Origin of the sequence: Dysgonomonas mossii DSM 22836, from assembly GCF_000213575.1 — a bacterium.
Taxonomy (GTDB): Bacteria; Bacteroidota; Bacteroidia; order Bacteroidales; family Dysgonomonadaceae; genus Dysgonomonas; species Dysgonomonas mossii.
On record NZ_GL892005.1, the window covers coordinates 92,887 to 105,723 of the forward strand.

Here is a 12,837-nt window from a genome sequence, read left to right on the forward strand (position 1 = left end):
CCTTAGTGCTGAAGCCTCTATGATATTTTTCTCATAAATTAGTGTTATTACCACCAATTATCACTTTCGTCTTTTGGCTTTGTATCAATTTTTCTATCTTGAATTATCGGGCTTTTGGGCTCATTGCTTGGTATATCGTTGAAAATCCTTGAATCCTTTTTGGGAATTTCTTCTTCTATTTTCGAGAAAGAATCTACAGAGATCTTTGAGTCTTCTTTTTTAAGATATTCTTTTGCCTCTGCAACCTTTATACTTAATATAGGAACTTCCAGTAGAGGATCCAATACAACTTCACCATTAACAACGCAACCCGCATTTATGACAGCAGCCTTGGCTGTGATTGTACCTTCTATAACCGCTGTTGGGCCAAGTTCTAAACTCTCTGCACAAATTATATTACCTGTCACTTTGCCGTCAATTATGCAATGTGTGGCTGTTATATTACCAACAATGTAAGCATTAGTATCAACGGTTAGCGTATCGTCTACATAGAAATTTTTCTCTTGTCCCTCGATTAGGTAAAGTGAGCCTAAGATGATCACGTCTCGTCCCAATTCTACGATTCTAGCAGGTTCAGGCTCAAGTTCATCAATTTTTCGCTTAAAGAGAAACATTTCTGATATTTATAAAGTAATTTCTATATGATTATTCTCCCGAAAAGTTAGCTACTACAGTAGTTGCATTTCCTATATCGATACCTACCGATGATTTAAATTTGCCATGTCCTACACGCAACGAGTTAATTGCATAGCCTCTACTTGCTAATGTTTCAGGATTGTCTAAAACTGTTATTTCTGTGAATTTGCCGAATTCTTCCTTAAAGCAATCGATAAGCTCTTCATAATACATAGCACCTCCGCACATATATATACGGTTGGCCTTAACCAGGTTAGAGTCATTAATAACACTGCGTAAGTTTGGAGATATTACTTCTTGATAATATGTTTGAATAACGCTTTTGCGTATTTCCCTCAAATCGATATTTTGACGATTCAAGAAAATATATCCACGTTTGAATGCCTCATCAATTTGATGTGTATTTCTAAGTTCCAAATAATATTTGCTCTTCAGTTCATTTATCATCAGATTTACAGCGTATCGAATTCCATGCGTACTGATCATTGTTTGCTCGATAATACCCGAATCTGTACTGAGGATAGACTCAAATGTGCCAAATCCACAACTAAATACAAAGAAATTTCCCGAAACCTGAGGCTCACCTTTGCGTATGCCGATTGTACATCCTACAATTTCAGGAATCACTTCAACCTTCTGTACTTCTAATATTACTCTTTTCTTATTCCCTGCATTGTGTGTTGAAATATCATAATCGAGCATATGAGTGCGTTGGAAAAACTCTATGGCTTTGTCCTTATAGATATAATAAGTAGAATAAGGAAAACCTGTCGTGATTGTTATCGGTTGCTCCACTTGATTTTCTACTAACAACATAGCTGCTTTAGCCAATATCTGATAGTCTATATCATCGGGCGATGAGTTTATTAATTTGTGAGGAGATTGACCTTCATTCAGGGCAAGGTCTCCACAGATATACCATTTGTTGTTATGTTGAATTTTCAAGCCGTGAAGCAAATCCTTCGCTGTCTGTGACAGATTAGTATTATTATTTTCAACTAAGCTGGGAAAAGATTGGATTTCATAAACCATAGTAATAAAATATTAGATTCGTTAATAATTATGGGGATAAATAAATTCTCTTTTATGAAAGAACTGGTTTCATGGCAATAAGTCCTTCGTATGTTGCGCCATGCTCTAATGCGAATATTTGTGCATTAAGTTTGCCCACTATTCTACCTGTACTTTTTATTGATATAGAATCGGTTACGCATATATTACCCTCGATACGACCGAATACAACTAGATTTTTGGCATGAATGTTTCCTCGAACTATACCTGTTGTGCCAATTACAACAGTATGAGCCTGTTTTATATCTCCTACTATAGTCCCTTCCACGCGTATATGATGCGTTTCTTCTACAGATCCATAGAGCACAAAACTTTTACAGATTATTGTAGGCGTTTGAGAGGAAAGATCAAACGAATCTTGCTTAAAATCCTCCTTTTTAGCCATAGCTAATTATGTTAACAATGTTTATATAGTCACATTTGTACAGAAATCCGGGCAATTCCTTAAAAATGAATTGTTGTTTACAAATATATATGAAAAGTAATATTAATCATTAAGAATTGCATATAAAATTTATTTTCATTTACAATTAATTCTATTTGGAAAACATAAAAAATATGATCTTGTTGTTGTAAGTGGTCTGATAATTAGTCAGATGTGCTTGCTGTTTTACATCTATTAATATAATAAGGGTTGGATATAGAGGCTGAAAAATAAGATAAAAACTGCCTGATGTCGAAATAGTACTATTTATTCATCGGAAAAATGAAAGTTTGTTGAGTATCTAGAATGTATATTTGAAACTATAAGTTGTTGTAATAGAGTGTATGCTGGCCAACTAGAAAAGAAGGCTATTCTTATTAACTTTTTATCTGATATTTCTTTAATGTTAGATTCAATGTCTTTGGATCTAGTTGCTTAAAAATTTAATTATAGTACCGTAATCACTATTTGTATAGTAGAGATATGAAGTCGGTGGTAAGCTTGTAACAATTAAAAATCTAATTCAATCAAAGAAAACACAATCTTCTATTTATTGAATATAAAATCAAAATATAATAATTAACCATTAAAATCTAAAATATATGGCTGGGAAAAGATTTCAAGGTGAATGGCCTAAAATCGGTATTCGTCCTACTATCGACGGACGCATGGGAGGAGTGCGAGAGTCTCTTGAGAACCAAACAATGAATATGGCAAAAAGTGTGGTAGACCTGTTAACCTCTACGCTACGATACCCCGATGGTTCGCCTGTTCAGTGTGTTGTTGCAGATTCCACAATTGGTCGTGTAGCAGAGAGTGCAGCCTGTGCCGAGAAGTTTCGTAGAGAGGGAGTGGGGATAACGATTTCAGTTACTCCGTGCTGGTGTTACGGTAGCGAAACGATGGATATGGAGCCGCATACAATCAAAGCTGTTTGGGGATTTAATGGTACGGAACGTCCCGGAGCAGTCTATCTGGCTGCAGTTCTTGCCGGGCATGCGCAGAAAGGATTACCTGCCTTTGGTATCTACGGGCATGATGTTCAGGATGGGGGTACTACTGAAATACCAGTGGATGTAAGAGAGAAGTTGTTGCGTTTTGCTAAAGCTGCATTGGCTGTAGCAACTATGCGAGGTAAATCTTATCTTTCCATCGGTTCGGTGTGTATGGGTATTGCCGGCTCGGTAGTTAATACCGATTTTTTTGAAGATTATTTAGGTATGCGTTGCGAGAGTGTGGACGAGGTAGAAATTATTCGCCGCATGACAGAAGGTATATACGATAAAGAAGAATATGAAAGTGCCTTGGCTTGGGCGAAGACCCACTGTAAAGAAGGCAAAGACACGATAAACCGGGACGATTTGAAAAAAGATCGTGCGGCAAATGATAAGGATTGGAAATTCATTGTAAAAATGACATTGATTGTTCGAGATCTGATGATAGGCAATCCCAAACTGAAAGAAATGGGATTCGGAGAAGAGGCTTTAGGGCATAATGCTCTTGTAGCGGGCTTTCAGGGGCAACGCCAATGGACAGATTTCTATCCTAACGGCGATTTTACAGAGGCTATCCTCAATTCCTCTTTCGATTGGACTGGTATTCGCGCACCATATATATTAGCTACAGAAAATGATTCGTTGAACGGTACGGCAATGTTGTTTGGTTATCTTTTGACAAATACCGCTCAGATCTTTGCAGATGTGCGTACTTATTGGAGTCCTGAGGCTGTAGAACGAGTGACAGGGAAAAAGTTAGAGGGTTTAGCTTCGGGTGGAATGATCCATCTAATCAATTCCGGTGCTGCGTCTCTGGACGGAAGCGGTCGCCAAAGCGATGATGCAGGGAAACCGGTAATGAAACCTTTCTGGGATATTGCACAGGCCGAAGCCGAGTCGTGTTTAGATGCTACTACATGGATGCCTGCCAACCGAGAATATTTTCGAGGAGGAGGCTTTTCTTCTAAATTTCTTACTCGTGGAGGTATGCCATGTACGATGGTTCGCTTAAATCTCATAAAAGGACTAGGCCCGGTATTGCAAATAGCCGAAGGGTGGACTGTCGATCTCGATCCGGATGTGCATAAAATCTTGGACGAGCGTACAGATAAAGGATGGCCTACCACTTGGTTTGTTCCACGTCTGACCGATGATCCAAACTTTAAAGATGTATATTCGGTGATGAACAACTGGGGAGCCAATCATGGTTCTATCAGCAGTGGACATATCGGAGCCGATCTGATAACGTTGGCCTCTATGCTTCGTATCCCTGTTTGTATGCATAATGTACCTTCGGATGACATTTATCGCCCCGCTGCATGGTCTGCTTTCGGAATGGATAAAGAAGGAGCCGATTATCGAGCTTGCCAAGTTTATGGTCCTCTTTATAAATAGTTTTTTGTACCTTCGATAATAAAAAACAGTATGATAAACAGTGAATATATAGAACGGTTTATAGAGGCTGCTCATCGTGTAGGACAAGAACGTCTACAACTTTGTAGCAGTGGTAATTTGTCGTGGAGAGTGAATAAAGATTTAGCTCTGGTTTCGGGTACAGGCTCGTGGTTGCCACGTATTACCAAAGAAAATGTTGCTATCTGTAATATCTCCACAGGTATGCGTGTCGATGGTCCTAAGCCATCGATGGAAAGTGTTTTTCATCTCGGGGTTTTACGTCAGCGTAAGGATATGAATGTGGTGCTACACTTTCAGTCAGAGTTTGCGACAATTGTATCATGTATGAAAAATAAGCCGAAAAGCTTTAATGTAGTTGCCGAAGTTCCTTGCTACTGCGGCAAAGAGATTGCGGTTATACCATATTATCGTCCCGGATCGAAGGAACTGGCTGATGCAGTAACACAAGCCCTGACTCATCATGACTGTGTATTGATGAGCAAACACGGGCAGGCTGTGTGTGGGAAAGACTTTGATGATGCTTTTCAGAAAGCTGTTTTCCTCGAACTGGCATGTCGCATTATTGTGCGGGCAGGTGAAGGGAATTATGATATTTTGAGCGATGATGAAATTCGCGATTTGGAAGTTTATATTTTAGGAAAAACACAAAAATAACAACATGGCATATTTGGCTCTGGATTTAGGGTCAGGAAGTGGACGGGCTATTGTAGGAACAATAGTGGACGGACGTATTTGCCTAGATGAGATTTACCGCTTTGGTAATATTCCTGTAAAATTGGGAAATACATTGTACTGGGACTTCTTGTCGTTATTCCAAAATGTAAAACAGAGCATTTATTTGGCAGTAAAGAACGGGTATGATTTACAGGGGCTTGCTGTTGATACATGGGGTGTTGATTTTGGATTAATAGACAGAGCGGGAAGATTATTATCTAACCCCGTATGTTATAGGGATAGCCGTACGCAAGGTGTTTCTCAAAAAGCGGAGGCTATCATTTCAAGAAGAGAGATGTATGCTATCACAGGAATTCAACAAATGGAGATCAATACCGTTTTCCAGTTGCTGAGTATGAAAGAGCAGAACGCTCAGACACTTGCTATTGGCGACGGTTTATTATTTATTCCTGATCTGATAAATTATTATCTTACAGGAAATGTGTATAATGAATATACAATAGCATCTACATCGCAACTGATAAATGCTAAAACAAAAACATGGGAAAAGTCTCTATTCGATAAGTTGAATCTGCCTTTATATCTTTTCAAAAATATTATTGAGCCTTGTTCTCTAGTCGGAAATCTCACCGATGATATCGCACAAGAAACGAATGCTCAAAATATTAAAGTATTTGCCGTAGGGTCGCATGATACGGCGAGTGCTATTGCTGCTATTCCGTTCGATGGAGAAGAATGGGCTTTTCTTAGTTCGGGTACATGGTCTCTGCTGGGGATACAAACGGACAATCCGATTCTGACGCAGGAGGCTATGGATAACGAATTTACGAACGAAGGCGGAGTTGGAAAGATTTTGTTTATGCGTAATATCTCGGGATTGTGGATACTTCAACAACTAATGGCCGAGTGGGAGAAGAATGATGAAGAATGTTCTTATCAATATCTATTGTCGGAATGTGAAAAGAGTAAACCATTCGGAAGCCTTATCAATACCGACGACCCTGATTTTACCTTTCCCGCATCTATGAAAGATGCCATACAGTCGTATTGCAAGCGAACAGATCAATCTGTACCTCAGACTAAAGGAGAGTTGGTTCGCTGTGTTCTTGAATCACTGGCAGTGAAATATCATTTTGTGATGAAGAAATTGGAGCAGTGTTCCGGCAGAAAGATTAAATATCTTTCGGTAGTAGGAGGGGGAAGCCGCAACGAACAGTTAAATCAATTTATTGCTGATGCTCTGAATGTAGAGGTTGTAACCGGGCTGACAGAGGCTACAGCTATAGGAAATGTTATTCAGCAAGCAGTAACAGATAAAAAAATAAAAAATATAAGGGAGGGACATCAAATTGTAAAAAACAGCTTTAACTTTAAAACCTATTACCCTCAGAATTCGAGAGAGTGGGAGTTGTTTGCTACTAGAATGGAGTATTTGATACTGTAAAAACAACAAATTTAAGACCAATATGAAGACCAAATCAGAAAAGCTTTTATTTATCGGAAAAGATGGACAAAACTATTTGTTCCCTTTTATTCTGATAACCACTTTGTTCTTTTTGTGGGGATTTGCCCATAGTCTGCTGGATGTGTTAAATAAGCACTTTCAAGACTCGTTGCATTTATCAAAAGCGCAGTCGGGAGCAGTTCAGGCTTCGGCTTATGGAGCATATTTTCTGATGGCTATTCCTGCGGGATTAATTGCTCGTAAATTTGGTTATAAAAGCGGAATTATTGTCGGGTTGGCTCTTTTTGCATTGGGTGCTTTCTGGTTTGTTCCTGCCGTAGAGATAAATACTTTTTGGGCTTTTCTTTTAGGATTGCTGATCTTGTTTTGCGGGCTTACTTTCCTTGAGACAGTAGCCAATCCGTATACTATTGTTTTAGGTTCGCCCGAAACTTCAGCAAGCCGTATCAACCTGGCTCAAACGTTTAATGCAATCGGTTGGATTTTAGGTCCGCTTGTAGGCTCTGTTCTTATTTTCAAAAATGAGTCGGATCGGTCGACAATCGAATTATTTGTTGATGCTATTAAAAAAGTTTTTCTTGGTGCTAATGAGGTGGTTGCAACTGTTGTAGAAGCGGTTGGAGATCATACGAGCAATTCCGTTTTGATGTTTCCTTATGTAGGATTGGGCTGTGTGGTAATCATGGTGTTGGTGTTTTTCTTGTTTGCAAAGTTGCCTGAAATAAAATCGGATAATCATAAAGAGACGTCACATCTAAGTAATAATACCATAACAGAGGATCTACCATTGATAAAACAAAGGCATTTTGTGCTGGCGGTCGTTGCTCAATTTTTGTATGTAGCGGCGCAGACGGGTATTGGTAGCTTTTTTATAAATTACGCAATAGAAGTAAAAGAGCTGCAACTAACCGAAATACAGGCTGGCTTGTTACTTGGCCTAGGTGGTATGTCTTTATTTGCGGTCGGAAGATTTTCGGGAAGTATGATTATGAAGAAAATGAAGCCGGGATCTTTGCTTGGCTTGTGTGCTGCTATAAATACATTGCTGATGTTTTTTGTTATCATGAATCACAACCGATTTGGGATAATCGCCCTGATCGGCTGTTATTTATTTATGTCTATAATGTTTCCTTCTATATTTGCACTGGGTTTAAGAAATTTGGGAGATAAAACAAAAACCGCATCGTCCATTTTGGTACTAACAGTTGTGGGGGGGAGCCATCGCTCCATCGTTGATGGGAGTATTAGGTGCTGAAAGTATGAATGTCGGATTTATTATACCGCTGATCTGCTTCTTATATATATCGTTTTTTGGATATGCAGGTAGCCGAATAAAAGCTTAATCGAATAAAACACTCTTTCGTTTTTATATATTACTTTAATTAAATAAGGGACTATCTTCTATGGAGTAGTCCCTTTCTTATTCGTTTAAGGTTTTTCTTTTGGGAATTTAATCAATCTTTTGCTTTATTGTTCTGTATATTTCTATCCATCATATTATGAAAAGCAAGTTTCAGCCTCACCCTATATTACTGAGCGAATATGTAAAGCAAAAAGAATTATCAGAAAAGAGCACAAAATGATTTAACAATAATAAGAATGCGGGCATATTGTCGGAGCATTTTAATACCTTTGCAGATACTTGTAAAACGAATGGAAACTGAATGGTTACAGTATTATTATCAGGTGGATTGGGAAATCAGATGTTTCAGTATGCGGCTGCCAAATCGTTGGCTATTCGTTTAAATACGGCACTATCTGTTGATCTGTATACATTTTCTAAAAAAACGCAAGCTACGGTACGTCCCTACGAACTGGGTATATTCAATATAGAAGATGTAGTAGAAACCTCGTCTCTAAAAGCGAAAGCTGTAATAAAGGCCAGACCGTTTATTCAAAGGCACAGATCTTTTTTTCAGAGATTTGGTGTGTTCACCGATACGTATGCAATCTTATATCAACCGACTTTTGAAGCTCTGACAGGAGGCGTGATAATGTCCGGCTATTTTCAGAATGAATCATACTTCAAGAATATCTCTGAGCTTTTACGGAAGGATTTTTCTTTCAAATATCCATTAATAGGAGAAAATAAAGATGTGGCAGGGCAGATCTCAGAAAATCAGTCTGTTGCCGTTCATATACGTAGGGGGGATTATCTGAATAAGAATTCACAATCGAATTTTGCGATACTTGAAAAAGACTATTACGAAAAGGCCATCAATTATATATCTGCGCATGTAAAGAATCCTGAATTCTATGTTTTCTCAGAGGATTTTGATTGGATAAAGGATAATCTTAACTTTAAAGAATTTCCTGTTACTTTTATAGATTGGAATAAAGGAAAAGACAGCTATATAGACATGCAGCTCATGAGCTTGTGTAAACATAATATTATAGCCAATAGTAGCTTTAGTTGGTGGAGTGCGTGGCTTAACAACAGTGAAGAGAGAAAGATAGTTGCTCCCGAGCGATGGTTTGTGGATGAGCAAAAAAATGAATTATTAGATTGTTTTTATCCTCAAGGGTGGATCAAGATCTGATAATATATTTTAGTGTCAAGATTATCTTATTATATACGGTTGAGCCTTTCAGGAGGGAAAAAGGTAACAGTATAAAAACATACAATAAAGTGTCACTTTTGTCACCTTTTAACATAATTGTAAGATTATGCTGTTTAGAATGAGTGTTTTACAAAAAGTGACAGTTTTTATTAAAATAGCCAATTATGCCAAAAGTATCGATATTAATGCCAGTTTATAATGCCGAGCAATATTTGTCTCAGGCATTAGACAGTATTGTATCGCAGAGCTTCGAAGATTGGGAGTTGATACTTATAAATGACGGGTCTAACGATGGCAGCGAGTCTATTATTATGGACTATGATGACGAACGGATTTTTTATATAAAGAATCCTGTCAATCTGAAATTGATAAAAACCCTGAATAAGGGTATTGACTATTGTGGTGGGCAATATATAGCTCGCATGGATGCCGATGATATTTGTCACCCCGATAGATTGAAGCGTCAAGTTGAGTTTCTCAATTCACATCCTCAAGTACTGATGTGTGGCACTGCCGCTGCGGTGATTGATAATAGTGGGAAGAAGACAGGAAATATTCATAATCTGACTAGTGATGATTATCTTCAAATCAATCTGATGTTTTCCCCTTCTTTTATTCATCCGAGCATAATGATTCGCAGCGAAGTGCTGAAACAGAATAAATACGATGAGGCGTATAAGCATGTTGAAGACTATGACTTGTGGTGCAGAATAGCCAAGCTCGGAAAGGTTGCTAATATTGATGAAGAACTGCTCCGATACAGATGGCACGACAGTAACGTATCGGTTTTGAATAGCAAAGTGCAGAGCGAACTGAAAGATGAACTTATAAAAAGAGAGTTGAGCCGGCTCGATTTAATCCCTACCGAATCGGAGCTATACTGTCATAAAGTAACTTTCCAATTATATGCTCTGGGGAATAAATTGGATGTCCCTGTTGACCGATTTAAGGATATAGCCAATTGGTTTACGAAGCTGATTCGACAAAATGAAATAAAGCATATTTATGTACAGCCGGCACTGGTTGCTTTTCTTTGGTCTCGCTGGGCAGTGTTGTGCATTTCGCAAAAGAAGTATGGGAAAGTATTATTTCCTCCATTTGCGAAATACAATCCCAGTATATTGAGTCGACTAATAAAATTGATCTTTTTCTTAAGAAAAAAATAATGACAGATACAGAAGAACTTAGAGAAATATATAATCCTGATGGTTCTGAGTTAAGAACGCTACAGCTGAAGATGTTGGATATATTATCTATTGTAGCCAATATATGTGACAAGCACAATATCCCATATTGGATAAGCGGTGGTACTTTGCTTGGCGCTATCCGTCATGGCGGGTTTATACCTTGGGATGACGATATTGATATCGAATTGCTTTTTCCCGACTATCAGAAGTTACTGAAAATACTACCTAAGGAGTTGCCGGACAATCTGTATCTGCAAACTCCTAAAGAGAAAAGTTATAGGTTGTTGTTCTCTAAGGTGAGAGACAAGCACTCTATTGTTTATTCCGAAGAGGAGGATATGGCGAGTTATAAGGAGAAAGGTATATTCATCGATATCTTTCCTGAAGAAAGAAGCTATCGGTGGATGAAGAATATTGTTGACTTTTTCTATGGAAGGGCCTTTAGGCGTCTAAAGCGAGGGAAGCCATTCTTCTCACTGACATATTTTTATGAATACGCAACATCTTTGTTGTTATACCCTATAGGGGTGCTGTTGAAATATACAGCCAGAGGGATTTGTTCCATTACAAAACCTAATAATATACTACATAGCTATGGAATCGGAAACTCTACGAATCACAATGCAGGGTATATGTTTCCGGTAGGAAAAGTTATCTTCGAAAGGAAAGAGTTTTCAGCACCGAAAGAGCCTGAAACATATTTGAAAAAGCAATATGGAGATTACATTACCATTCCTCCCAAAGAGAAGCGGGCACCCCACTTTCTTAAAGTCGAATATTTATAGTCCCATTGTCTTGAAGAGCTCTCTTTCTTTCGCTTTCGCTTTGTCTAGAGATGCTTGATCCTGAAGGTTTATTCCGTACTTCGAAGGAGAAGGGATAGTTAGTTTAGTTCCTAATGGTATATTGTTGATATTCTTTATCTTATCTTTGTTTTCCTCGTAAATGTATACACAGAACGATTTGTGTCCATAATACTTTAATGAAATATTACGTAAGGTATTACCCGGCTCTATCGTTATGATTGCCAGTGGTGTATTTCCTTTCGAGGCTGTTGGTTGCTCAGTCTTTTGAGTTTGAGGTTTTATCGGGCTTTCGCTCTGCAAGGTTTTCTCCCCTGAAATGGCAATTGAATCTTGTTCTTTCGCTTTAGCTATAGAGTCGGAGGATATAGCAAGAGTATCCGTTTTTTGTCCGTCAACATTTTGGTTGTCAGCAACTATGGCTGTATTGCCGTTTCCTGTGGGGCCTTCGGTCAGGAATCTGGCAATTTCTTGGAAATACAATCCCCCGATCAGGAATGCTGCAATAATAAGGAATATGAAGAATCCTAAGGAAACGAATTTCTTTCTTCTTTTAGCGGCCTGTCTTGTCTCTTTCACAAGCTTTTCGTATTCGATATCTTTCTCTTTAGCAGCTAATTTAGCCTCTTCAATCCTCTGTTTATATTCTAATATTCTTTCTTCCGAAACTTCATCCACTATCGGTTCAGATATATTTTCAGCTTCACTTGGAGCTATTGTTCCATTATCAGATTGTCGTGTATCTTCTTCCCGGTTATTTATTTCCTCGATTTCTTCTTCCTCTGTATAAGGGGCAGTGTTTTCAGTCTCTATTATAGTGGTGTCTTCACTTCCTAATTCAGGCGTGAAGTCTTCATTCTCTACTTGGTGTGAATCTGCTGTTGGGGTAGGAGAGACTTCATTTGTATCTTCATCTACAGAAACATCTTCTACCTCATCAGCCTCTTCTATATTTACTGTTTCGTCTTTTTCTATATTATCAAAAGAGACACCTTCTTCTAAAACGACACTCTCGAAGTGGGCGAAAGGACGGTTTATAGCTTCCTTTAGTAACTTGTCAGGAGTGAAGCTCAATTTGTAATGAGCCGCTATTTCGATAGCTTCGCCGGTATTTACGTCTACGCTTTTACGTGCATTTACTTTTACCAGTTTAAAAGTCCCAAAGTCTTTTATTTTTACTGACTCGTTGCTTTCTATTGTTTCTGATATAACAGCTATTAACTCCCGCAGAAATACTTCGGCTTCTTTCTTTGTTATCTCCTGTTTCTTAGCCAGAAGATCAATCAAATCCTGTAGACTAAGACGTTCATTCATTTATTTCAAGTTTTTTGAGGTTCTCTTTTATGGTTTGTCCGGGGCGGAAAGATAAAGTGATTTTAGGAGGAACCAGAAACCGCTGTTTCGAAACAGGATTAACAGAAATACGCTCAGCCTTTTTCTTTGTTTCAAACAATCCAAACCCTTGAATATTAACAGAGTTGTTTTCTTCTAGGTTCGAGTTGATAATAGATACCGTGGCTTCCAACACTTCTGAAGTCTGACGCTGTGTCCAGCTCAAACGTTTTGCCAGTGCGGCTATTAACTCCTGGTTCGTCATAGATATT

At 38.3% G+C, this 12,837-nt stretch carries 12 protein-coding genes; 7 read left to right on the forward strand and 5 right to left on the reverse strand.

Annotated elements, in window-relative coordinates:
- Positions 1-47 precede the first annotated feature (47 nt).
- From HMPREF9456_RS03890 to HMPREF9456_RS03900, 3 genes are read right to left on the reverse strand one after another with little or no spacing between them, the layout of a single operon-like run.
- Positions 48-614 (reverse strand): bactofilin family protein, encoded by a 567-nt coding sequence (locus HMPREF9456_RS03890; protein WP_006842158.1) that lies wholly within the window; start codon positions 612-614, stop codon positions 48-50.
- Between the two features lie 31 nt (positions 615-645).
- A complete protein-coding gene (locus HMPREF9456_RS03895) occupies positions 646-1,668 on the reverse strand; it encodes a ParM/StbA family protein (protein WP_006842159.1) in 1,023 nt (340 codons plus the stop codon).
- A 52-nt stretch (positions 1,669-1,720) separates the two neighbouring features.
- Positions 1,721-2,092: a bactofilin family protein gene (locus HMPREF9456_RS03900; RefSeq protein ID WP_006842160.1), complete on the reverse strand. Its 372-nt coding sequence runs from the start codon at positions 2,090-2,092 to the stop codon at positions 1,721-1,723.
- A gap of 641 nt (positions 2,093-2,733) precedes the next feature.
- Between HMPREF9456_RS03900 and HMPREF9456_RS03905 the strand changes: the two genes are divergently transcribed.
- The 7 genes from HMPREF9456_RS03905 to HMPREF9456_RS03935 all read left to right on the forward strand — a co-directional run bounded on the left by HMPREF9456_RS03905 (position 2,734) and on the right by HMPREF9456_RS03935 (position 11,215).
- Positions 2,734-4,521, forward strand: a complete 1,788-nt coding sequence (locus HMPREF9456_RS03905; RefSeq protein WP_006842161.1) for an L-fucose isomerase — start codon at positions 2,734-2,736, stop codon at positions 4,519-4,521.
- 30 nt (positions 4,522-4,551) lie between these two features.
- The gene (locus tag HMPREF9456_RS03910) at positions 4,552-5,196 is read left to right on the forward strand and encodes a class II aldolase/adducin family protein (RefSeq protein WP_006842162.1); all 645 of its coding nucleotides are present in this window, start codon (positions 4,552-4,554) and stop codon (positions 5,194-5,196) included.
- Between the two features lie 4 nt (positions 5,197-5,200).
- Positions 5,201-6,661, forward strand: a complete 1,461-nt coding sequence (locus tag HMPREF9456_RS03915; protein WP_006842163.1) for a rhamnulokinase — start codon at positions 5,201-5,203, stop codon at positions 6,659-6,661.
- A 22-nt stretch (positions 6,662-6,683) separates the two neighbouring features.
- Positions 6,684-7,937 (forward strand): L-fucose:H+ symporter permease, encoded by a 1,254-nt coding sequence (fucP, locus tag HMPREF9456_RS03920; protein WP_006842164.1) that lies wholly within the window; start codon positions 6,684-6,686, stop codon positions 7,935-7,937.
- Positions 7,938-8,346: 409 nt separating this feature from the next.
- Positions 8,347-9,222, forward strand: coding sequence for an alpha-1,2-fucosyltransferase (locus tag HMPREF9456_RS03925; RefSeq protein WP_006842165.1), 876 nt, complete (start codon positions 8,347-8,349; stop codon positions 9,220-9,222).
- 185 nt (positions 9,223-9,407) lie between these two features.
- The gene (locus HMPREF9456_RS03930) at positions 9,408-10,409 is read left to right on the forward strand and encodes a glycosyltransferase family 2 protein (protein WP_006842167.1); all 1,002 of its coding nucleotides are present in this window, start codon (positions 9,408-9,410) and stop codon (positions 10,407-10,409) included.
- On the forward strand, positions 10,409-11,215 hold the full coding sequence (locus HMPREF9456_RS03935) for a LicD family protein (protein WP_006842168.1): 807 nt from the start codon (positions 10,409-10,411) through the stop codon (positions 11,213-11,215). The genes HMPREF9456_RS03930 and HMPREF9456_RS03935 overlap by 1 nt, the downstream gene beginning before the upstream one ends.
- Here the strand turns inward: HMPREF9456_RS03935 and HMPREF9456_RS03940 are convergent.
- Complete coding sequence (locus tag HMPREF9456_RS03940) at positions 11,210-12,547, reverse strand: HU family DNA-binding protein (RefSeq protein ID WP_006842169.1); 1,338 nt, start codon at positions 12,545-12,547, stop codon at positions 11,210-11,212. The genes HMPREF9456_RS03935 and HMPREF9456_RS03940 overlap by 6 nt on opposite strands.
- Positions 12,540-12,830 carry an HU family DNA-binding protein gene (locus HMPREF9456_RS03945; protein WP_006842170.1) on the reverse strand — a complete coding sequence of 97 codons (291 nt, stop codon included), beginning with the start codon at positions 12,828-12,830 and terminating at the stop codon, positions 12,540-12,542. The genes HMPREF9456_RS03940 and HMPREF9456_RS03945 overlap by 8 nt, the downstream gene beginning before the upstream one ends.
- Between the last annotated feature and the right edge of the window lie 7 nt (positions 12,831-12,837).

Coding starts and splice junctions, on each gene's coding strand:
- HMPREF9456_RS03895 (WP_006842159.1), bottom strand. CDS start 1,668: ATGGTTTATGAAATCCAATCTTTTCCCAGCTTAGTTGAAAATAATAAT.
- HMPREF9456_RS03925 (WP_006842165.1), top strand. CDS start 8,347: ATGGTTACAGTATTATTATCAGGTGGATTGGGAAATCAGATGTTTCAG.
- HMPREF9456_RS03945 (WP_006842170.1), bottom strand. CDS start 12,830: ATGACGAACCAGGAGTTAATAGCCGCACTGGCAAAACGTTTGAGCTGG.
- HMPREF9456_RS03890 (WP_006842158.1), bottom strand. CDS start 614: ATGTTTCTCTTTAAGCGAAAAATTGATGAACTTGAGCCTGAACCTGCT.
- HMPREF9456_RS03910 (WP_006842162.1), top strand. CDS start 4,552: ATGATAAACAGTGAATATATAGAACGGTTTATAGAGGCTGCTCATCGT.
- fucP (WP_006842164.1), top strand. CDS start 6,684: ATGAAGACCAAATCAGAAAAGCTTTTATTTATCGGAAAAGATGGACAA.
- HMPREF9456_RS03935 (WP_006842168.1), top strand. CDS start 10,409: ATGACAGATACAGAAGAACTTAGAGAAATATATAATCCTGATGGTTCT.
- HMPREF9456_RS03915 (WP_006842163.1), top strand. CDS start 5,201: ATGGCATATTTGGCTCTGGATTTAGGGTCAGGAAGTGGACGGGCTATT.
- HMPREF9456_RS03930 (WP_006842167.1), top strand. CDS start 9,408: ATGCCAAAAGTATCGATATTAATGCCAGTTTATAATGCCGAGCAATAT.
- HMPREF9456_RS03940 (WP_006842169.1), bottom strand. CDS start 12,547: ATGAATGAACGTCTTAGTCTACAGGATTTGATTGATCTTCTGGCTAAG.
- HMPREF9456_RS03900 (WP_006842160.1), bottom strand. CDS start 2,092: ATGGCTAAAAAGGAGGATTTTAAGCAAGATTCGTTTGATCTTTCCTCT.
- HMPREF9456_RS03905 (WP_006842161.1), top strand. CDS start 2,734: ATGGCTGGGAAAAGATTTCAAGGTGAATGGCCTAAAATCGGTATTCGT.